Annotated in this window: 15 protein-coding genes and 1 pseudogene; 3 read left to right on the plus strand and 13 right to left on the minus strand. The window is 64.1% G+C overall.

Translation table 11 applies throughout. The annotated features are described in order from the left end of the window. Positions 1–13 precede the first annotated feature (13 nt). The 4 genes and pseudogenes from M1P90_RS22905 to M1P90_RS22920 all read right to left on the minus strand — a co-directional run bounded on the left by M1P90_RS22905 (position 14) and on the right by M1P90_RS22920 (position 5,285). Positions 14–2,656: a hypothetical protein gene (locus M1P90_RS22905; protein ID WP_483697759.1), complete on the minus strand. Its 2,643-nt coding sequence runs from the start codon at positions 2,654–2,656 to the stop codon at positions 14–16. A gap of 228 nt (positions 2,657–2,884) precedes the next feature. Next, complete coding sequence (locus tag M1P90_RS22910) at positions 2,885–3,253, minus strand: transposase (RefSeq protein ID WP_483704680.1); 369 nt, start codon at positions 3,251–3,253, stop codon at positions 2,885–2,887. Between the two features lie 19 nt (positions 3,254–3,272). Then, positions 3,273–3,866: pseudogene (locus M1P90_RS22915) on the minus strand (IS110 family RNA-guided transposase); the annotation flags it as partial. 447 nt (positions 3,867–4,313) lie between these two features. Continuing rightward, the gene (locus M1P90_RS22920; protein ID WP_483697761.1) at positions 4,314–5,285 is read right to left on the minus strand and encodes an A/G-specific adenine glycosylase; all 972 of its coding nucleotides are present in this window, start codon (positions 5,283–5,285) and stop codon (positions 4,314–4,316) included. 171 nt (positions 5,286–5,456) lie between these two features. On the opposite strand from M1P90_RS22920, the gene M1P90_RS22925 reads away from it, so the two are divergent. Next, a complete protein-coding gene (locus M1P90_RS22925) occupies positions 5,457–7,457 on the plus strand; it encodes an ATP-binding protein (protein ID WP_483697763.1) in 2,001 nt (666 codons plus the stop codon). A 307-nt stretch (positions 7,458–7,764) separates the two neighbouring features. Here the strand turns inward: M1P90_RS22925 and M1P90_RS22930 are convergent, their stop codons facing one another. The 5 genes from M1P90_RS22930 to M1P90_RS22950 form a co-directional block, all read right to left on the minus strand. Beyond that, entirely contained in the window at positions 7,765–8,694 is a 930-nt protein-coding gene (locus tag M1P90_RS22930) for an isoaspartyl peptidase/L-asparaginase family protein (protein ID WP_483697764.1), read from the minus strand. A 66-nt stretch (positions 8,695–8,760) separates the two neighbouring features. Continuing rightward, positions 8,761–9,681 carry a TIGR03560 family F420-dependent LLM class oxidoreductase gene (locus M1P90_RS22935; protein ID WP_483697765.1) on the minus strand — a complete coding sequence of 307 codons (921 nt, stop codon included), beginning with the start codon at positions 9,679–9,681 and terminating at the stop codon, positions 8,761–8,763. A 164-nt stretch (positions 9,682–9,845) separates the two neighbouring features. After that, the gene (locus M1P90_RS22940) at positions 9,846–10,631 is read right to left on the minus strand and encodes an ATP-binding cassette domain-containing protein (protein WP_483697766.1); all 786 of its coding nucleotides are present in this window, start codon (positions 10,629–10,631) and stop codon (positions 9,846–9,848) included. Next, entirely contained in the window at positions 10,628–11,638 is a 1,011-nt protein-coding gene (locus tag M1P90_RS22945) for an ABC transporter permease (RefSeq protein ID WP_483697768.1), read from the minus strand. Before M1P90_RS22945 ends, M1P90_RS22940 begins: the two co-directional genes overlap by 4 nt. An 81-nt stretch (positions 11,639–11,719) precedes the next feature. Beyond that, positions 11,720–12,817: a substrate-binding domain-containing protein gene (locus M1P90_RS22950; protein WP_483697769.1), complete on the minus strand. Its 1,098-nt coding sequence runs from the start codon at positions 12,815–12,817 to the stop codon at positions 11,720–11,722. Between the two features lie 144 nt (positions 12,818–12,961). Here M1P90_RS22950 and M1P90_RS22955 point away from each other — a divergent pair, with 144 nt between their 5' ends. Continuing rightward, positions 12,962–14,005 (plus strand): LacI family DNA-binding transcriptional regulator, encoded by a 1,044-nt coding sequence (locus M1P90_RS22955; RefSeq protein WP_483697770.1) that lies wholly within the window; start codon positions 12,962–12,964, stop codon positions 14,003–14,005. 387 nt (positions 14,006–14,392) lie between these two features. Here M1P90_RS22955 and M1P90_RS22960 read toward each other — a convergent pair whose 3' ends face one another. From M1P90_RS22960 to M1P90_RS22970, 3 genes are all read right to left on the minus strand, one after another. Then, positions 14,393–15,166: a hypothetical protein gene (locus M1P90_RS22960; RefSeq protein WP_483697772.1), complete on the minus strand. Its 774-nt coding sequence runs from the start codon at positions 15,164–15,166 to the stop codon at positions 14,393–14,395. A gap of 130 nt (positions 15,167–15,296) precedes the next feature. Further along, positions 15,297–15,836 (minus strand): CDP-alcohol phosphatidyltransferase family protein, encoded by a 540-nt coding sequence (locus tag M1P90_RS22965; RefSeq protein WP_483697774.1) that lies wholly within the window; start codon positions 15,834–15,836, stop codon positions 15,297–15,299. Between the two features lie 87 nt (positions 15,837–15,923). Further along, on the minus strand, positions 15,924–18,131 hold the full coding sequence (locus M1P90_RS22970) for a heterodisulfide reductase-related iron-sulfur binding cluster (protein ID WP_483697776.1): 2,208 nt from the start codon (positions 18,129–18,131) through the stop codon (positions 15,924–15,926). 388 nt (positions 18,132–18,519) lie between these two features. On the opposite strand from M1P90_RS22970, the gene M1P90_RS22975 reads away from it, so the two are divergent. Continuing rightward, positions 18,520–20,430, plus strand: a complete 1,911-nt coding sequence (locus M1P90_RS22975; protein WP_483697777.1) for an N-acetylmuramoyl-L-alanine amidase — start codon at positions 18,520–18,522, stop codon at positions 20,428–20,430. Positions 20,431–20,541: 111 nt separating this feature from the next. On the opposite strand, the gene M1P90_RS22980 is transcribed toward M1P90_RS22975, so the two are convergent. Next, complete coding sequence (locus M1P90_RS22980) at positions 20,542–21,966, minus strand: sensor histidine kinase (protein WP_483697778.1); 1,425 nt, start codon at positions 21,964–21,966, stop codon at positions 20,542–20,544. Positions 21,967–21,980: the final 14 nt, after the last annotated feature.

The raw sequence follows: 21,980 nt of genomic DNA on the forward strand, positions 1-21,980 counted from the left end.
CGTGGATTTGGCGCTATGGCGAAACTGTCGGCGCGGTGGTTGGCGCAGGCGACCCCTCGGGCGTAGGCGTGCCAACCGACAGCGGGCGCGGGCGGTCGGGCATGGTGGCGCGCAGGATCTGGCCGCCATTCACCATGTAGATCACCGGGCGCGGGCCGCTGGTATCGACATACAGGCTGGTAAGCTGCTCAAGCTTGAACGGGCTATCGGGCCGGGCGCGGATCTGCTGGATCAGCGCGCCGGTCTTTTTATCGATCTCCAGCACGCGCTGGCTGAAATCGATCAGGAAAATCGACCCGCTGCCCGTGTCGGCGTCGCCCGTCACAAAAAAGCCGGCCGGCGTTGTCAGCGGCGGGTTGATGCCCTGCGGCTTGATTTCATTCTGAAAGGTGCCCGCCTGGAAATGCAGCACGCGGCTGTCCGGCTGCAACAGGTAGACATCGCCGTCGATCGCCAGGTCGAGCGCGTTGTTGGTGCGCTGCCCACCAAAATCCTTGATCCACGGGTCGGGAAACTGGCCGTAGTTGCCGCTGATGTACTTCTGAATTTGGTCGGATGACTCGCCCGCGCCCCAGATGTACAGGTTGCCGGCGTAGTTCACGGCGCGGAAGCGCTCGGGCACGCGGCCCCAGGTTTCGCTGCCGGCCAGCGCGCTGTAGCCCCAGTTCTCGCCATTGCGGAAGTAGAAGGTGAACGGCCCGGCCTCGCCGCTCTGCGCCACCGCCACAATATTATCTTCGCGCCATGCCTGTGCCTTGACCTTGCCCACAACCGTTGGGCCAATCGTCTGGTTTGGGCTGAGCAGCGGCTCCAGCGCGCCGCCATTGCGCGGCATGTGGTAGAGCACGCCGGCATTACTGTCGAGAATATAGATACTGGCGAACGCGGCGGTGTTTGTAATGCCCTGCGGCGGCGGCGGCACTACCACACTGGTGAACAGGCCAGCCGGCGTCGGGTGTTGCGCCACCAGCGAGAGGTCGTCGAAGTAGGTGAGCTTTTGCAGCGCGGCCTGCACGCGCTCGTACTCGCGCTCAAGCTCGTCGTAGCGCTGGCGGTTTTCGAGCGTGGTGGTGATCGTGCCGGCGGAGCGCACGTCGGCCAGCGCGATCGAGGCCGCGTCGAGCAGTTGCGGCGCGCTTTGCTCGTTGGCGTTGCGCAGCGCGCCCACAGCAGTTGCGGCGCGCTCAAGCGTGTCGTTGGCGCGGCGCTGCGCAATGTCGCGCGAAAGGTTAATGCCGTACAGCACGGCAGCCGAAACGATCAGCACCATCACCAGCAGCCACTGCCAGGGAAAGGGCGGCGCCTGGCGGCGGTAGGTGAGCCCGCCACCCCGGCGCGGCAGGGCGCGTGGCGGCGGCCGGCGCAGGCGGCGGCGGCGGTTCATGCTGCCCACCGCGCCGGCAAGCTGCTCGAACGGCTGGGCCATACGTTCGCCAAACGTTTGATCGTTCCCGCGCGAACTTTCGCTATGCGTGCTGTGCGTGCGGCTGTAGCTTGCCGCCATGCCGGGCGTGTCGCTCAGGTCGATGCGCCGCTCGGCGCGCGCCGGGTCGATATAGTCGTCCTCGCCAAGCGTGCGCGACGGCGCGGGCGTTTCGTCTTCGGTTTCGCGCGGCGGGGCTGCGCCCAGCCGTCGGCGGCGCTCGTAGCGCTCCTGCTCAAGCCGCTCGTCCAGGCTTTCACCCAGCTCCAGCGGGGGCATGGTTGGCTGCGGCAGCGGCGGGGCCGTATCGGGCGGCAGCTCGGCCAGCTGCTCGCGGCTGCGGATTTCCTGCTCGTGGCGCTCGACGGCGCGGCGCTGCCGGGTGCGCGTGTTGGTGCCACGCAGCAGCAGCGTGGCGTCGCCCGTGATGCGGCCCGCCCACGCGCCCGCGCGGCGCAGGGCCAGCCGGCCGCGCTCACTCACCCCTGCGCGGCTCAGCGGGTCGGCCTGGGCGGCCGGGCTGAGCATGGGGCGGATCATCACCACCAGGCCGTGCGCGTCGCTGACGGCATTTTCGGCGCATAGCTCGGAAAGCGTGCTGGCAATATCGTCGGTGCCGCTGCCGCGCAGCAGCTGCCGGCCAGTGTCGGCGTCGATCAGGCGGCCAAGCGCCGTGGTGCCAAGCAGCAGCACATCGCCAGGGTTGAGCGTGGCGCGGTAGAATTCCGGCTCGATCGACAGGCTCGCGCCGACCGCGCCCGGCTTGAAGCCCACGCTGCCCGCCGACGAGCCGCCCGGCAGCGGTGGCAGCGGGCGCAGCTTGGTGCCCGCCAGAATATAGGCCTGGGCCGGCTGCACCTGCGCGATATACAGATCGTTGCCCTTCAGCACAGCGCAGCTTACGCCCAGCACGGCGCGCTTAGCTGCCGGCATGTTGAAGTTCTGCTCGTACAGCGCCTTGTTTGCCGCGCTAATCGCCTTGCGCAGGGCCGATGTCACACTGTAGGAGCTGTCGTCGTAGAACAGCCGGCAGATGATCTGCATCGCCATTTTGCAGGCATCGCGCGTGCGGGGCACATCCTGCTCGGCCTCGGCCAGAATGTACAGGTTGCCCTTGCGGCCTTCGGGCGCAAAAAAGCTCGCCGGCACGGTTTCGAGAACCATGTCGCTGCTGGGCTGCTGGATGCCGCTGATCAGGCTAAACTGGCTCGACTGGGCTTGGAACGGGGGCATGGCCTTCTTTCGGGAACTGGCTGAGCGGGGCAATTATACCACGGCGAGTTAGATGGATTTACGATTGACGATTTACGATTTACGATTGGGCGAATGACGAACGATAGCCACGAGATTCACCACAGAGACACAGAGGCACGGAGGTTTTGGGGTTGCGGGTTTACAGGTTTCAGGTTGACCATCGAACGACGACTGACGACTGACGACCGAAAATTCACCACAGAGATATTACGTTGAAGAACGGGTCGGGCCAAGGACTTTGTTTGGGTCAAAGGGCGTTTTATGCTTGAGTACACCATAGACCACGTGCAACAACTTGCGCATCACCGCACCGATGATCACACCCTTGGCTTTGCCGCGCGCTGCCAGCCGTTCCGCAAACGCCTTGAACCCTTCGCATCGTCGCATCGCCACAATTGCCGGCCAGTACAGCGCCGCTCGCACGCTCGCCTTGCCCACTTTCGAGAGGTGTGTTCGCCGCCGCACACTCGTTCCCGATCTGTGCTGCGCCGGTGTTACTCCCGCGTCTGCCGCCAGCGCCTTGGCCGATGTATACGCGTCGATATCGCAGAACTCCCCCCAGCAACTTAGCGGCAGTGATTGTACCTATTCCGACAATCGCCGTGAGAAGCGCAGCTTGCTCGCCCAGGTCACGCTCGTCTTTGAGATGCTGTTTGAGTTGTGCCTCGACGCTTGTGATCTGCTCCTCTACGCTTGCCAGAACCGTTTCAAGCGACGTGCGCACCACCGTGTCGCTGGTATCGCCCAAGCGATTGGACAGTTGCGTGCGCGTTTGGAGCAAGTCGTCGCGATGGCGTGTGAGCGCACGCAAGCGGCGCTGGGCGGCAGAGGGTGGTGTCCAGGCTTCGGGCTGGCATTGCAAGCAGAACAACGCAATGATGCGGCTATCCTGTTTGTCGGTCTTGGTGCGCATCATCTGGCTTTGGGCAAAACCCTTGATACGGGCAGGGTTAACCACACTGACGATGTGCTGAGCATCGGCGAGGAAGGCAGCCAGCGCTTCCCAATAGACATTGGTTGCCTCCATACAGGCATGCACGTGCTCAATGTGCTGGGAGCGAAGCCACTGCTGGAGCTGCTCAAAACCAGCGGAGGTGTTCGGAAACTGCTTGTGGCGACGGTCGCCACCCTCACGCAGCAGGGTGACATCGAAGGTGAGTTTGGCGAGGTCAATGCCGAGAATGTGCATGATAGCTCTCCAAAGGACAAGAAAAAGGAGCTTGTTTCGGACCAGTCTTGAGGCTACGTGCTCGTGGGCACTGGGATCTTACACGGTCTTGTGAAACAAGCGATACGATGCATCGAAAGCCATTCTCTGTGACAGCGTCGAGCGCATCGGTCTTTTGCGGCCTTGAGATGCATCAAGGCATAGGATAGCAGAGCCAAGCCACTTCTGCGAGCCTTCATTGGTCTTTTGTTGACCCGCCCCACTTGGCGGCTTTTTAGACAAGACACAGAGGCACGGAGACCGGGAGACAAGGAGATGGGCAGACACGAGAGGGGAGACAAGGAGATGGGGAGACAAGGAGATGGGGAGTGCGAACAATAGCGTCCTAAGTAGCCCGCGTGTCTCGTGTCTCGTGTCTCGGTTCTATGGTTCAGCGGTTCTGTAGTTTCGTGGTTCAGCGGTTCCGCCCTACGGCAGTCGCACGCGCTCGCCTTCCAGCACCAGCAGGCCATCGCGCGCCAGGCCGGCCATCAGTGTTTCGAGCCAGGGCATGTCGGCGTCGGCGAAATCGGGTTTGAGCGCGCGCCCCAGATCAGGCAGCGCCAGCGACTCGCCCGCCGGCAGGGCGCGCAGCGCGGCAATTGCGCGCCCGCGAAAAAAGCGGTTCGAGCCGGAAAAAGGCTCTTCGCGGCGCTCGGCGACTTTACGCGCGCGCGCTGGTGGGGGCGGCGGCGCGGCCCCAACGCTGAACGCCTGCTCGTCGGCGGCGCGGCGCGCAGCGTAGGCGCGGCACCAGCCCTGCACCGGGCAGCGCCAGCAGGCGGGAGCAGCGGCGGTGCAGAGCAGCGCGCCCAGCTCCATGATCGCCTGGTTCCAGGCCCAGCCCTGCCCGGGCGGCACGGCAGCAGCGGCCAGCGCCAGCAGCTGCGCCTCGCCGGCCACGCCCTGTTCTTCCGGGCCAAGCAGCAGGCGCTGCACCACCCGGCGAATATTTGTGTCGACAAAGCCAACATCCTGCTCGAATGCGAAGCAGGCAATTGCGCCAGCCGTGTAGCGCCCAATGCCCGGCAGCTTCAGCAGGGTGTCGAGGTCGCGTGGGAAAACGCCGCCGTGCTCTTCCAGCACCGCTCGCGCGGCGCGCTGGAGATTGAGCGCGCGGCGGTTGTAGCCCAGCCCGGCCCAGGCGCGAATCACGTCGGCGGTGGGCGCGGCGGCCAGCGCTTCGAGGGTGGGAAACTCGGCCAGAAAGGCGTGAAACTTGGGGATCACCCGGTCGACCTGGGTTTGCTGGAGCATGATCTCCGACACCATGATCGTGTAGGGGTCGCGTGTGTGCCGCCAGGGCAGGTCGCGCCCGCCAGTGGCAAACCAGGCCAGCAGCGCGGCGCGGATGCCTTCCAGATCGGGCGCGGCGCCAGCAGATTCGAAAATTTGTTGCATGGGTGTATTATATCGTAAGAGCACACTATTGTGCCCGCGCCACTGTTTATGCGACTGTCACATTATCGTAATGCATACGGCGGCGCGCGCTCGTATAATGCAACTGTTTGCCGCGCAACGTTCGTGCTTTTTCTTCGCAACTCACGACTTTTGACTTCGCTCACTACTGCTGTGGCATCTGAATCGCTTCAACCTGCGCCCGAAGAACCGTTCGCCAGTGCTCGCCTCGGCACTCCTGCGCCGCGTGGGCAGTTTTTTGGCTGGGCGGGCGTGCTGCTGCTTGGCCCGCTCTTGCTCGCCGCCGCGCCCTTTGCAACCTGGCTGAATATGCCGTGGCTGCACAACCCCCTGTTTCACTTCATCATCGGCTTGCTCGCGGCGGTGGCCGGCGTGGGGCTGGCGCTGCTGGTGCTGCACGTTGCGCGGCGCGCGCGCGATGGCCGGGTGTTTCTGGTTGGGCTGGCGTTTCTGGCCATGGCGAGCATCTTCTTCACGCACGCGGTCTCCACGCCAAATATTCTGATCAGCGGGCGCAACCTGGCCGCATCCTACTCAGCGATGTTCAGCCTCTGGCTGGGCAGCATCTTTTTTGCGCTCAGCGGCCTGAACCTTTCGGCGCACGCCAACGCCCGCCTGATGCGCGCCGCGCGCTGGATTCTGCTGCTCTTTTTCGTTTTCTGGCTCTTCTACAACTGGCTGTTCCTGGCGGTGCTGGTCGAGCCGCCAGTGGCACAAAATCAGCCCGCAGCAGCTGCCTCGGCGGGCGGGCGCGACGACTATGGCGCGGGCTATGGCAGCGAGGCTGCAACCGCTGCCTCGGCGGGCGGGCGCGACGACTATGGCGCGGGCTATGGCAGCGCGCCAGCTGAACCCGCGCACGACATGCCCGCGCCAGCCGATGCAAGCGGCATCACTGCCAGCGCAAGCGATCTGCTGAGCCGCTCGCGCGCGTGGGTGGTGGCAGTGGGCGTGGCCTGCTACCTGTTTGCCGTGCTGCGCCTGGCCCGCCTGTACCGGCAAACGCCGTCGCCATTTGGCCTGGCGCTGGTCTGCGGCGCGGCGCTGTTTGGCGAAGCCCTGCTGACGCAATTCTACGCCGTGGTGTTTAGCCCGCTGTTCTGGCTCTACCATGTGCAGGAATCGTTTGGCTTCGGCATGATCAGCTATGCCGTTCTGGTGGGCTACTGGCGCGGCCACAGCCGCGAAAGCCTGATCGACAGCCTGCTGCTTTCGGGCACGCGCGCGCGCCTGCAAACCGAGTATATCGAAGCGATGGACGCGCTTGTTGACGCGCTGGCACATGGCGACCGCCCAACGCCCGAGCTGCGCGCCATGCTCCGCGAGCGGGTGGGCCTTGCCGAAGGGCAGGTGCAGGTGTTCGAGCGGGCCGCGCGCGCGATTGCCGACGAGCGCCGCCAGCGCAAAGAGCTTGAAGAGCTGAACGCCGCGCTGCGCCAGCTGGAAATGCACAAAACCCAGCTTACGCAGATGGTTGTGCACGACCTGAAGAACCCGCTTACCGCGCTGATCGCCTACCTCGAAGTGCTGAGCATCAGCCAGCTTTCCGACGACCAGCACGAGCTGCTGACGGGCGCGCTGCGCAGCAGCCGCAATCTTTCGGCGCTGATTGGCGACCTGCTCGACATTGCGCGGCTGGAGGAAGGGCAGCTTGAGCTGGAACTGAGCACCTTCGCGGCGCACGACCTGCTGCGCGAGTGCGTCGATTCAATGGAGATCTGGCTGCAGCAGGAGCACAAGAACGTTGAGGTGCGCGCGCCAACCGCGACTCTGCTGCTCGACGCCGACTTGCGGCTGCTGCGGCGCGTGCTGGCAAACCTGCTTTCCAATGCGATCAAGCACACCCCCCCCGGCACGCACATTCGCCTGAGCGCCGAAACCGTGCCGGCGGCGGAAGGCCAGCCGCCAATGGTCGCGATCGATGTGGCCGACGACGGGCCGGGCATCCCGCCCGAAAGGCTGGGCCGCATCTTCGACCGCTTTGGCAGCTTTGCCGAGCCAAAAAACGGCACCCGCCAGGGCAGCACCGGCCTGGGGTTAACGCTGTGCCGGCTGGTGGCTGAGGCCCACGGCGGCGCGGTGACGGTCAGCAGCAGCGTGGGCCAGGGCGCGACCTTCCGCGTGCTGCTGCCCAACCGCGAATTGTCGGCTTGAACCAATATCTTTTCTTTTGAAAGGCAGTCAGGAGCATCAGACCACGAAGGCACGAACGCACGAAGAGGTTCAGGGCACTAAAATCTTGTTACATTCGGGTCTTTGTGGCGATTCGAAAGGCACCAAGTTACCAAGAATTCGAGAGCATTCTACAGCATTCGTCACAATGGATGAGCCGTCAATCTTGTACGCGATAGCTTTCTGATGCCTTAGTGCTGCTGCCGACTGGCTTCTGCTAACTGCCGACTGCTCTAAAGTCCTCCGTGCCTCTGTGTCTCTGTGGTGAACCTTCCGAATAGTCTTGGGCTTAAATCCCCACCACTTCGCCATCGGCTTCGGTGCGGTAGGCGTAGGCCATGCGCGGCGTGTTGAAGGCAAAGCCCGGCCGGCCCTGCGCATCCAGCAGGATGCAGCCGCCCAGCCCGCCCACGCGCCCTGCCAGCACATCCACTGCCGCGCGCGCCGCCGCCATCGGGTCGTGCCCCGCGCCAATCAGGTCGGTGGCGGTTTTCGCCAGCAGCACCTTCATGATCGACTCGCCCCAGCCCGTGGTGGAGCAGCCACCCGTCGCGTTGTCGGCGTACAGGCCCGCGCCAATCAGCGGCGAATCGCCCACGCGGCCGGGTAGCTTGTTGGCGGTGCCGCCGGTCGAAGTGCCAGCCGCCAGCCGCCCCTGGCTGTCGAGCGCGACGCAGCCAACTGTGTCGCTGGGGTGGGCCAGCTTGGGCAAAGCGGCGTCGTCTTTTGTCGCGCCAAACGCATCCTGCGTGCGGTAGCTGCCCTGCTGCTGCAAGGCTTCCCAGCGCAGCCGCTCGCGCTCCACAATCAGCTCAGCCGGGTCGCAGAATGGAATGCCAACCGACTCGGCAAAGCGCTCGGCGCCCTGCGCCACCAGCAGAATCACCTGGCTTTCGAGCACGCGCCGCGCCAGCGCGATCGGGTTGCGCACGCGCCGCACCGCCGCCACCGCGCCCGAGCGCAGCGTGAAGCCATCCATCACCGCCGCATCCAGCTCCACATCACCGTCGCGGTTGAGCACGCTGCCCACGCCCGCGTCAAAGATCGGCGCGTCTTCCAGCACGCGCACCGCCGCTTCAACCGCTTCAAGCGCGCTGCCCCCCGCTTCGAGCACGCGCCAGCCGGCCGCCAGCGCCTGCCGGCAGCCTTCCTGGTGTTCAGCAACTTCAGTATCGGGAATATCCCAGGCCCCGCCGTGGACGATCAGCGCCAATGGCATAGCAACCTCGCTCTTGTGCAGAATGCCGCATTGCAGACACACGTCGGCGGGCGCTATTATAGCAAATCATAGCTGGGGCAGAACTGCGTGGGCCATCAGTTCAAGCGTGTCGGTGTCGTCGAGGTCGAAGCGCTGCCACATCACGCGCTGCGCGCCGAGCGCGGCAAGCTGGCCAAGCTGTTCAACAATTGCGCTGGCGGTGCCGAACAACACGCCCTTGGCCCGCAGCTCGTCGGCCGTGCGCCCGCCGGCGGCAATCTGCTGCTGCACGTCAGCGTCGTCGCGTCCGAGCAGAATGCTGGTCATAAACGAGCGCCGCACACTCGCGTGATCGCGGCCGGCCGCCTGGAGCATGTCGCCGAAGTGGCTGTTCAGCCCGCCAAACTGCTCGACGGCGATGTTGTGCGCGTTCCACTCGTCGGCAAAGCGCGCGGCCAGCGGCAGGGTGCGGCGCAGCCCGTTCCCGCCGATCAGGATGCGCGGGCCGCCCGGTCGCGCTGGGCGCGGCAGCAGCACGGCTTCGTTCAGCTGGAAGTAGCGCCCCGCGAAGCTGCTGGGTGTGTCGCTGCGCAGCAGCCGCGCCACGATTTCCACGCCCTCGGTGAAGCGCGCAAAGCGCTCGGGTAATTCGAGCAGCGGGAAGCCATTGACGGCATGCTCGCGCACCTGCCAGCCCGCGCCCAAGCCTACGGTCAGCCGCCCGCCCGCAAGGTCGTCGACGGCGGCGGCCTGGCGGGCCATGATATTGGGGTGGCGAAACGAAACCGGCGCGACCAGCGGGCCAAACTCGATGCGCTTGGTGTGGCTCGCCAGCCAGGCCAGCGACACCCACAGCTCCAGCGCGTCCTGATCGGGCGGCTCCGGCGGCGTGAGGTGATCGGAGCGATACATCCCGGCGTAGCCCAGCTGCTCGGCGGCCTGCGCCAGCCGCTGCCAGCGCGGCCACGTCAGCCCGGCCTGCCCTTCGATGAATAGCGCCAGCTCCACCGCACCGCTCCATTCGCTTACAGCAGATTGCCTGTGTGTTGAGCCACAGAGGACACAGAGAGACGGAGTACAAAACCGATCTTGATGTTATCTGTACCTCAAAGGTCGCTGCTGGCCTTGCATCAGCCATATATCTGCGTAATCTGCGTAATCTGCGGATGATTCTAGTTCTTTACCGCCTCGCCCGCCATCGCCCCAGTCATAATCGCCACCGCGTCGGACATGCTGAACTCGTGGGGTTTGATCACCGCTACGCGCCGGCCCAGGCGCTGAATATGCACGCGGTCGGCCACTTCAAACACATTCGGCATGTTGTGGCTGATCAGAATCACCGGCAGGCCGCGCTCGCGCACGCGCAGGATCAAATCGAGCACCATGCGCGTTTCCTTCACGCCCAGCGCGGCGGTCGGCTCGTCCATAATCACCACGTGCCGCGCAAAGGCCGCCGAGCGCGCCACCGCCACACCCTGGCGCTGCCCGCCCGAAAGCGTCTCGACCGCCTGCTTCATCGAGCGGATGCCGATCTTGAGATCCTGCATATGGCCGACCGATTCTTCAAGCATGCGGCGCTTGTCGAGCATGCGAAACACCGAGCCAAGAATGCCAGCACGGCGCAGCTCGCGGCCCAGAAACAGGTTCTCGGCAATGTCGAGCGCGGGCGCAACCGCTAAGTCCTGGTACACCGTCTCGATCCCGGCGTGGCGCGCGTCGATTGGGCTGCGGAAATGCACAGGCCTGCCATCCAGCAGAATCTCGCCTTCGTCGGGCGTAATTGCGCCCGAAAGCGCCTTGATCAGCGTGCTCTTGCCCGCGCCATTGTCGCCAATCACCGCCATGATCTCGCCGGGCAGCAGCTCGAAATCGCAGCCATCCATGGCCGTGACCTGGCCGTAGCGCTTGACCAGGCCGCGCGCTTCCAGCACTGGCGTTGGGCGTTGTTCCGTGCTCATTTCTGCCTCCTGCGGGCCAGCTGGTCGACGGTGACGGCAAGAATAACCAGAATACCGGTGATCAGCACCTGATAGATCGACTGAACGCCCATCAGCTGCAAGCCGTTGCGCACAATACCCACGATCAGCGCGCCCACCAGCGTGCCCATCACGCTGCCGCGCCCGCCGAACAGGCTGGTGCCGCCCAGCACCACGGCGGTAATGCTGTCGAGGTTCTCGGTCTGGCCGGCGTTCGGGTCGCCCACGCCGGTGCGCGCCACCAGCAGCAGGCCGGCAATGCCGTAGATAATTGCCGCCGTGGTGTACACAAACAGCAGCATCGACGACACGCGAATACCCGTCAGGCGCGCGGCCTCGGGGTTGTTGCCGATTGCGTAGACATGCCGCCCACCGGCTGTTTCGCGCAGGATGAACCAGGTGACCAGAAACAGCAGAAACATCAGCACCGAGCCGTAGGTCACCGACGTCTGGCCGACCTTAAAGGTATTGCCAAAAAAGGTCAGCGCGTCGGGCAGGCTCGAAACGGTTTCTTCGCGCGAGTAGATGTGTGTCAGCGCAAAGGCAATATTCAGCGTGCCCAGCGTGACAATGAATGGCGGCAGACGCAGCCGCGTGATCAGCGTGCCGTTCAGCAAGCCAAAGGCCGCGCACACCAGCAGGCCGGCCAGCACCGCCACCACTGGCGGCAAGCCATAGGACGTGGCGAATTTCGTGATCACAATCGAGCTAAGCGCCATCACCGCGCCGTTCGAAAGGTCGATGCCCGCCGTGAGAATAACCAGCGTCTGGCCGATCGCCAGCGTGCCAACCACCATCACCTGCTGAACGACCAGCGAGAGGTTTGGCCCGGTCAGGAAGCGATCCGACTGCGAAGAGAAGAAAATGATTGCGATCAGAAGCGCGAGCAGCGGGCCGAGGGTTGAAACAATGTTGCCGCGCATGATCATCGCGCGGGCGCGCTGCAGGCGATCGGCTTCCGCCTGTTGAGTGGTGCTGACATTGCTCATAGCAGATTCCTCAATGAACCGCGCGGCGACAAAACCGGCAGGCCCGATCCGCAGATCGGGCCTGCCTGGCCGGCCGGGCGCCTAGCCCCAGCAGTTCTCGGTGCCGAACTTGGTGTCCTTGCTGTCCACGCCGGTGGCCGCCTTGTCGGTGATCAGCGTCACGCCCGTGTCGGTGTAGCCCGACACTTTGGTGCCCTTGCTGGCGAAATCGTACACCGCGTTGACGCCCAGCTCGGCCATCTTCAGCGGGTACTGCTGCGATGTCGCGACAATCTGGCCGTCGACAACACCCTTCACGCCCTGGCAGCCGCCGTCAACCGAAACGATCAGCACGTCCTTTTCCTTGCCTGCAGCCTTCAGCGCGGTGTAGGCGCCAAACGCGGCCGGCTCGTTGATTGTGTAGACGAGGTTGATGTCGGGGTTCTTCTGGAGGCAGTTTTCCATGGCCGTCTGGCCCTTGGCTTGGTTGCCCTCGGTGTCCTGGCTGCACACTACCTGCGCGTTTTCGGCGTAGGTGCCGGCCTTGGGGTCGACGTTCGGCGTGCCAAAGCCCGAAAGGAAGCCGTTGTGGCGCAGCACGCCAACCGTGATGCCCGGCAGCAGGTCGAGCGTGGCGATCTTGGCGCTGGCGGCCTTGTCGCCCAGCGTGGCCTTGGCATACTGGCCAATCAGCACGCCAGCCTTGAAGTTATCGGTGGCGAACAGGGCGTCGGTCGCGTCCTGCGGATCGGTCGGGGTGTCGAGCGCGATCACCAGCACACCTGCATCGCGCGCCTTCTTGATCGCCGGCACAATCGCCTTGGTGTCGCTCGGGGTGATCAGAATGCCCTTGACGCCAGCCGTCACCATGTTTTCGATTGCGGTGACCTGGCTTTGATTATCGCCATCGGTTTTGCCGGCGGCGGTCATCAGTTTCATGCCCTTGGCATCAGCGGCTTTCTGGGCGCCTTCTTTCATCTTTACGAAGAAGGGGTTGGTATCTGTCTTGGTGATAAGCCCAACGGTGATGTCGCCGCCCGCTGGCGCAGCCGCGCCGCCGCTGGCGCTGGTGGGCGCAGCCGCGCCACCAGTGGGCGCTGCCGAGCTGCCACATGCAGCCAGAAACGCCAGCATTGCGATCACTAACCACGCCGCGCCAACACGCCTTACCCAACGATGGGCCGGGGTCCGATACGCCATGATCGTCCTCCTTGTGCTATTTACTTAAGCCATGACAACGTTGTCAGATTAAATCATGAATCGGGCGACTTGTCAAGCGGCAAAATACCAATTATACTGATTGCAAAGATATTTGTTTTTTGCTTCAGAAGTTGGAGGCAGCCGATGACAACGTTGCCAAAGAAGGAAGAAACCACACGCCGTTTGGCGACCATGCGAGATGTCGCTGCGCTTGCAGGTGTCAGCATAAAAACTGTGTCGCGCGTCGTTAATCAGGAGCCCGGCGTATCGCCCGAGCTGGTAGAACGTGTGATGAATGCAGTGAGGTTGCTGGATTACCACCATAATACCACAGCTAGCAATCTTCGGCGAGCGGATCAGCGCACTTCGACGATTGGATTATTGCTCGACGATGTGTCGAACCCGTTTTCGTCGGCCCTGCACCGCGCAATTGAAGAAGTAGCGCGCGAGCACGATACTTTGCTGCTTGCCAGCAGCAGCGACCAGGATGCCGAGCGCGAAGAAAAAATTGCGCTGACGCTGGCGGCGCGCCGGATCGACGGCCTGATTGTCGTGCCAACTCCGCGCAGCCAGAGTGGCCTGCACCATATCCAGAGCCTGGGCCGGCCAATGGTTTTTGTCGACCGCCCGGCGGTTTTTCACGACGCCGATAGCGTGACTGTCGATAACCGCTATAGCGCCGGCCAGGCGGTGCAGCATATGGCCCGCCACGGGCATCGGCGGATCGCGTTCCTGGGCGATAACCACATGGTCTGGACGGCTTCGGAGCGCTATCTGGGCTATGTCGATGGCATGGCAATCGCGGGTTTGCCGCTCGACGAGGGGATTGTGCGGCAGGATTTGTCGAATATCGAGCTGGCGCAGGCCGCAGCGGAAGAATTGCTGGCAAGCCCAGCTCCGCCTACCGCTTTTTTCACTGGCCAGAACCTGGTTACAATCGGCGCGCTGCGGGCCTTGCAACACCATCATTTGCAGCATCGGGTTGCCTTAGTTGGCTTCGACGATTTCCTGCTGGCCGATCTGCTCGCCCCGGCAATCACGGTGATTGCCCAGGACCCGGCGCAGTTGGGCAAAACTGCTGCCGAGCTGCTTTTTGCGCGCATTGCCGGCGACACCTCCCTGCCGCGCCGCATTGAAGTGCCAACCACGCTGGTTGTGCGCGGCTCGGGCGAAATACCGCTGGTGTAATAGTAGCCAGAACCAAGAACCACGTGGGGTTTAGGGTCTGGGGTTTTGGGGTTGGGCCTGCAACCTGCAACAGAACCGCAGAACCAGGAAACGCAGAACAGCGTCAGGAACCTCGTCCTGAGTAGCGCGCAGCGCGTATCGAAGGGCGAGAATTGCAGAACCAGGAACCAGGGACGAAGGTGTATTGCAATACGCCAAGATTGGCCAGCCGTGCATCTCTGGCCTGATTTTGAGCATAATAGAAGCCGCCTAACCAGCTAAGGTTGGGCGGCTTCTATTATGTGAACTGTTGCGAAGACTTTATGGCGCGTTTCAGTTGTAGGGCGGAAAATGTAGCCGCCTTCTGCATCCTGCCGACTGCAAACTCCAATTATACTGGCGCGTGGTTCAGGCCATCACGGCGTGCGGCAGGCTCGCCAGCGGCGATTGCTGCTCGGCCAGGGCCAGCTGCGCAACCACCAGAAACTTGTGCATCCAGCGGTCGAAGCTGGCGATGGTGTGGGCGCTGGCCCGCCGGGCGAGCGCGGCGCGCGCCTGCGCAATATGGCGCAGCTCGCGCCCGGCCGTCGATGAGTTCATCTGCTGCTGAAGCGTGCGGAGCAGGTGGGTCGAAAAACCATGCTCGCTCAAGATGGCCGCGAGCTGTGGGTGGGCAGCAATGCTTTCGTGCAGCTCACGGGCGTGCGATTGCCAGAGCCTGATTTCACGATGGCGCGGCAGCTTCAGGTTGACTGCGTCAATAAAGGCAGGGTTATCGCGAATCACCCGACGCACGATCTGAAAGCAGCGCCGGTACATGAGGAATGCCCGCTCCTGCACCACGGCATCCATATGCCGCGCCGCCGCCAGCGTACGCTCGCAGTGATGGTGGTGTAAAAGCCTTCTGCTGGCGATCGCCAGCCGCCGGTGGCCATCCTGCAGCACTTTCGCGTCGTAGCCGTGCTTGCTGAGTGCGGCACACGCCGCTTCATCGTGCATGATCATGTCAAAGGCGGTGCGCGCCACACGTAGCCGACGCTCTGGGTGCATGGGGGCTGTATAGGTGCCGAGAAAGCGGCGCAGCGCGCTGTGGGTGCGCGGCATTGCGGCAGCGTGCGGCGGTGAGGGGGAGGTGTGCGGGGCAGAAACAGCTTTTGGGGCGGCAGTACGATGGCGGCGCATGATCATCTCCAGGTACGCGGTGGCAGCGGATACTGCAACAACTCGTATTTTAGCCGCTGGAGGGCGCGCAGGGGAGGTACAGAATGATTGCGTTTGTTTGACAAGATGCAGGCCGCAAACTTACGCACACCTAACGCATGGAATGGAGCAGCTGACGCGCGTATATGGCAACCGAGGCGCCAAATGGCAGCAGCGCGGCATACAGCACTGGCTTGCCGCTGCGCGGGCCGTCGGCCAGGTAGAGCAGCATGGCGGCGGCAAGCGTGAGGGTCGTGGCTTTGCCAGCCGGGTGCGAGGGAATAATTACGGTGCGGCGGCGGAACAGCAGCGCGCTGCCCGCCACAATCGCGGCGTCGCGGGCGAGCAGCAGGCCGGTGGCCCACCACGGAAAGCCGCGCGTGCGCGACAGCGCCACGGCGGTGATGTCGATCATCAGCTTGTCGGCGATTGGGTCGAGCACTTTGCCGAGCGGCGAAACTTCGTCGCGCATGCGCGCCACCGGGCCGTCGAACAGGTCGGTAGCCATTGCCACGCCAAACACCGCCAGCGCGCGCCAGCGGCCTTCTGGCTGATGCAGGTAGCGAATCGCGGCCGGCAGCATCAGCAGGCGCGCCAGCGTGAGCAAATTGGCGGGGTAGGCCAGCTCGCGCAGTTGCGGGGTGTCTTTCATGAATTTAATCCACAGATTGCGCAGATTACGCAGATTGAGTGAATAGCATCATCTGTGTAATCTGCGTAATCTGTGGATATAATCGCTTTAGCTCTCAGCAGCTTGCTTTGGCAGCGATTGTAGCAAGAGTTCGGCCACGTCTTTGCGCGCCAGCGTTTCGTCCACACCCGTGTTCTTGGCAGCATCCTCGAACATGACCATGCAGAAGGGGCAGGCTACCGCAAGCGTCGTCGGCTCAGCCTTCTGCATCTGCTCCAGGCGAATGACGTTGATGCCCTTCTTGCCCCAGCCTTCCATCCAGACATTGCCGCCGCCGCCGCCGCAGCACATGGCGCGCTCGCGGTTCCAGTCGGGCGCTTCCACCAGCTCAAGGCCGGGGATGGCTTGCAGCACGCTGCGTGGCGCATCGTACACGTCGTTGTAGCGGCCGATGTAGCAGGGGTCGTGGTAGGCCACGCGCTGGTCGACCTTTTCGGTGGGCGTGAGCTTGCCGTCGGCCACCAGCTGCGCGAGGAAATCGGTGTGGTGAATGACCTCGTAGTCGATGCCGGCGCGCCCGCCAAACTGGTTGTACTCGTTCTTGATGGTGTTGTAGCAGTGCGCGCAGGTGGTGACCAGCCGCTTGAAGGTGTACTGGCCGAAGGTGCCGACATTGGTTTTCGCCATTTCCTGGAACAGCAGCTCCTCGCCCATGCGGCGGGCCGGGTCGCCGGTGCAGGTTTCTTCCTCGCCCAGCACCGCAAAATCCACGCCCGCGCGCGCGAATAGCTCGATCATGGTGCGGGCCACGCGCTTGGAGCGATCGTCGTAGCTGGGCGCGCAGCCCACCCAGTAGAGCACGTCGACGTTTTCTTTCTCGGCCATGCTTGGCACGTCCAGGCCCTCGGCCCAGGCCATGCGGTCGCGCGCGGGCAGGCGCCAGGGGTTGCCCTGCCGCTCAATCCCTTCGAGCACGCGCTTGACACCGCTTGGAACTTCGCTCTGAATCATGGTCAGGTTGCGCCGGAAGCCAACGATCTCGTCGACATGCTCGATCATGGCCGGGCATTCTTCCATGCAGGCGCGGCAGGTCGTGCAGCTCCACAGCTCGTTCTCGGTGAACAGGCCGTGCTCGTAGAGCGGGATGGTTTCGGGGTCGCCCGTGATGATGCGATACTTCTCGCGCCCGTCGGCGGGCTGGCCAGCTTCGCCCTTTTCGCTGGTGCCGTCGGCCACAACATTCTGGTGCACGCGCGCCACGCTACCGTCGCGCAGCAGGATGGGCTCGCCGCGCATCAGGTCGGCCATCTTGGTAATCAGGAACTTGGGCGACAGCTCGGAACCCGAGGCATAGGCCGGGCATTTGCTCTGGCAGCGCCCGCACTGCATGCACGCGTCGAAGTCGAGCCGCTGCTTCCATGTGAAGTCGGCCAGTGTCGCCAGACCCAGCGCCGGCTCGTCCTTCTCGATCTCGGCTTCCAGATCGGGGATGGGCATGAGCGCGCCTTTGGGCTCGGTGTCGCGGAAAAAGGTGTTGAGCGGCGTGTAGAAAATGTGCTTGAACTTCGAAAAGGGGATGCTGGCGATAAACGCGAAGGTCACCAGCATGTGCGTGTACCAGAACAGGCCGTGCAAGCCGAGCGCGATGCCGCTGCCGCCGCCCAGGCCGATTGCGCGGAAGATCGTTGCCAGGCCGTAGCCAAAGTAGGAGTTGCCGACCCAGGCTTGCTGGTACACCGGGATGTCGCCGATGCTCTGGTTCGCGAGGCGCAAGCCTTCGAGCAGAAAACCGGTGGCAGTGATGTAGAGCAGCGTCGCGAGCACCCACAGGTCGGTCTGGCGGTTGTTCAGCCGGTCGGGTTTGGTCTGGTAGCGCCGCCACGCCGCCCACACCAGGCCGGCCAGAAACACCAGGCCCATGGTGTCGAGGATCAGCTCGTACCACTGGTAGAAGCTGCCCGCCAGGATCTGGCCGGCCTGCGGCCCCATCAGCGGGATGCTGAAATCTTCTTCGACGGCAATAATGTCGGTGCCGATAAACAGCGCCAGAAAGCCAAAAAAGATCAGCGCATGCATGGTGCCGGGCCGCCGGTCTTTCAGCACGCGCTTTTGCCCAAACACCTGCGCAAGCGACTCGACCAGGCGCGCGGGCAGCTCGGAAATGCGCGCGTCGGGCTTGCCGCGCCGCCACCGCGCGACATCGCGCAGCATGCCCCAGGTCATGACGGCCAGGGCTGCCAGCGCGCACAGGTAGAGCGCGAGTGGCGCGAATCCTTCGCCAACATTCCAGTAGATCTGGCGGACTGCTTCCGTCATCGAAGTTCTCCCCAGGGCCAACGGCCTATCGGTTTTGCAGGATACAGGTATACACGGTGCGGTAGGAGGCGAGCAGATAATAGCATTTTTGATGCAGTGCGTCAAACAGAGCGGCCTGTACTTCCCGAAAAGAAGAATTGCTGCGGTGGCGCTTTGCGATGCGCTAGAAAGCTGGCGTAGCCCGATGCGGCCAATGGCGAAGATACGTCATTTCTACGATGCGATTTCTTCACCAGGTGCTATACTTGCGCTCGTACCCACCCTTACACCTCCAAACCTGCCGCATTGTCTTCGTTCTCACCTGCGACGCCCATTTGGGCTGGCCAGGCGTGCGGCCCCACTGTGGGTTTTGTTGGCTGTTTCTTTTGTAGTGAAAGGATTGGCCCGAATGCACCACATCGCCAGGATGCTCCACCTGTCAACTGTCGGCTTGCTGTGTATCGGCACGCTGCTGCTCGCGGCACCGGCCGGCGCTACGCCCGCACGTGTGCCAGCCGCTGCCACAGCACACGCCCCACTTGGCCCGGCCTTTGCCGCCGCTGCGCGTGAGTTTGGCGTGCCCGAGCGCGTGCTGCTCGCGGTTTCGTACAACCTGTCGCGCTGGGATGATCACGCTGGCGCGCCAAGCGTTGCGGGCGGCTATGGCCCCATGCACCTGACACACGTTGACGCCGTGCCGAACTTCGATGCGCGTGGCGACGACGCCCGCGCCGCCCGCACGCCCGCCAGCCAGCCCGGCCTGCACACGCTCGACGCGGCTGCTGCGCTGCTGCGCCTGCCCGCCGACACGCTCAAGCGCGACGCGGCGCAGAATATTCGTGGCGGCGCGGCCCTGCTGGCGCAGCTTGCGCGTGGCGCAGGTGGCGCGCCGCCCGCCAGCGAGGCCGATTGGTACGCGGCAGTGGCGGCCTACAGCTACGCCAGCGACCCGGCCACCGCCGCCGATTTCGCCGACGCGGTGTATGCGACCATCCAGCAGGGCGCGGCGCGCACGCTCGCCAGTGGCGAAACCATCACCCTCGCGCCCGCGAATGTCGTGCCGAACCGCCCGCAAGCCCTGGCCGCAGCCGCCCGCCGCGACCGCACGGTCGATTGCCCGCAGCGCATGCCCTGCGAGTGGGTGCCAGCCGCCTATGTTCCGAACAACCCGGCCGACCCGAGCGACTACGGCAACTACGACCTGGCCAATCGGCCCAAGGACGGGCTGGACATTCGCTACATCGTGATTCACGACACCGAAGTCGATTACGCCACCACGCTCCAGATCTTCCAGAACCCGCTCAACTACGTCAGCACCCACTATGTTGTGCGCTCATCGGATGGGCATGTGGCGCAAATGGTGCGCACGCAGAATGTCGCCTGGCACGCCGGCAACTGGTATGTGAACGGCCACTCAATCGGCATCGAGCACGAAGGCTTTGCGATTGCCGGCGCAGCATGGTACACCGAGGCGATGTACCGCGCTTCGGCGCGGCTGGTGCACTACCTGGCGGTGCGCTACCACATCCCGCTCGACCGGGCGCATATCATCGGGCACGACGACATCCCGCACCCCACGCAGCTTCAGAATGTGATGCACTGGGACCCCGGCCCTTTCTGGGATTGGGCGCACTACATGGAGCTGCTGGGCGCGCCGTTTGACGAAGCGCGCGACCGTGGCAGCAGCCGCGGCGTGGTGACGATTGCGCCCGACTTCGCAGAAAACGTGCAAAGCGTGCTCGATTGCGAGGGCGGCACGACGGTTGCGCCGCAGGCCAGCAACTTCGTCTTCCTGCGCACCGCGCCCAGCACCGACGCGCCTTACGTTGCCAACCCCTACCTGCCCGGCGTCGACCCGCTGTGCGCAAACAACTGGGGCGACAAAGCCGTGGCCGGGCAGCAGTTCTACCGCTTTGCGCGGCAGGGCAGCTGGGACGGCATTTATTTCGGTGGGCAGGAAGCGTGGTTCTACAACCCGGGCCGCCACAACACCGCCACTGGCGCGGGCGTGCTCATCCAGCCGCGCGCGGGTTTGGCGAGCATTCCCGTGTATGGGCGCGCCTACCCCGAGGATGCTGCCTACCCGGCCGGCACCACCCCGCAGGCGGTCGTGCCAATCGGCTCGTACAGCATCCCCGCCGGGCAGCGCTACGTGGCAACCGGGCCATTCAACAGCGCCTACTACTGGGCGCCAACTTACGCGCCCACGCTGGAAGGCTCGGATCATGTGGTGGTGAAGGGCCAAACGCAGTACTACCAGATTTCGTTCAACCACCGCTTTGCGTTTGTGCAGGCTGCCGATGTTGAGGTGGTGAAGTAATCTCTTCGTTGTGTGCGATTTTCCGTGCAAGGCGCGGAAAACGGTATACAAAAAGATCAAAGAAGCTCGGGGCGGCAAGCTGCCCCGAGCTTCTTTGCGCAGAAGAAATTGCTATACTTTGGTGAGCTGCCGCGTGGGCGCGCCCGCGCTGCTGTCGCGCAGCATGGGCGGCTGCGCCTGCGCGGGCGGGTTGAGCGGCAGCGCGATGGTAAACACCGTGCCGCCGCCCTCGCCGGGCGCGACCGAGATCGTGCCGCCGTGCGCCTCGACAATCGCCTTGGTGATCGCCAGCCCCAGGCCCGACGATGTGTCGGAGGTGCTGCGCTGGCGCGATTTATCGGCGCGGTAGAAGCGGTCGAAAATGAACGGCATGTCTTCCGCCGGGATACCGCTGCCGGTGTCGCGCACTTGCAGGTACACGCGTTCGGCGTCGGCCTGCGCGCCCAGCACAATTTCGCCTTCGGTGGTGTAGCGCAGCGCGTTCGAGACGAGATTATTCAGCACCTGCGTCATGCGGTCGGTGTCGACCTCGACCGACGGCAATGCTTCTTCGGCATCGACGCGCAGGCCAATGCCCTGCTCTTCCGCCTGCACGATATACGCCAGCCCGGTGCGCTCCAGCAGCGCGGCGGGGTCCACTGCGCGCCGGTTGATCGGCAGCTCGCCCGCGTCGGCCAGCGAGAGGATGCGCAGGTCGTCGACCAGCCGCTGCAAGTGCTCGACCTCGCCGTGCATGATTGTGTAGAGGCGCGGCGCGCCCTGCAGCCGGCCATCCTGCAGGCCCTCGGTGTAGCCGCGCAGAATGCTGAGCGGCGTGCGCAGGTCGTGCGCGAGGTCGGCAGTCATCTGCTTGCGCAGCTGGCTGGCGCGCGACAGGTCGGCGCTCATCTGGTTGAAGGAATGCGCCAGCTCACCGATCTCGTCGCGCGAGCGCACCACCACCTGCTGGCCAAGCTGGCCGCGCGCCATCGCCTCGGTTGCCAGCGTCAGCTCGCGCACGGGCCGCGTGAGTGTGCGCGCCAGCAGCACGCCCAGGATGAGCGCGATCAGCGCGGCAATACCGGCACTCATCAGCGCCGCCGACGTCACGCGCTCGCGGAACTGCACGTCGGGCGAGGGGCCGTTGGGCCGAAACACTGGCTGCGTGTTCGTGGGCGGGAACAGTGCGTAGCCAACCGTCTGCCCGTTCACCTGAATTGGTGAGCTGTTGGTGCGCCAGTCGGGCGGCAGCGGCACATCCGAGCCGGTTTTGCCACTGTCGAGCACAACCGTGCCGGCCGGGTCGATCAGTTTCATCGAGCGGCTATAGAGGTTCAGCGGCGGCGTATCGGCCAGCATGGTATCGACGCCAGTCCAGCTGTTGTGGCTTTCGTAGTAGCCGGTCAGCGCCTGCACCAGCGCGTCCTGGTCGCGCTGCGACACAAAGCGATCGAACTCGCTGCGGGTGCGCAGGCCAACCAGCACGGCCACCAGGCTCGCGCCAATCGCGCCAATCAGCAGGAATGCCAGCGTGAGTTTTACAGTGAGCGAACGCATGGGAACTCCGTTCA

Source organism: Kouleothrix sp. 19917, assembly GCF_057073505.1.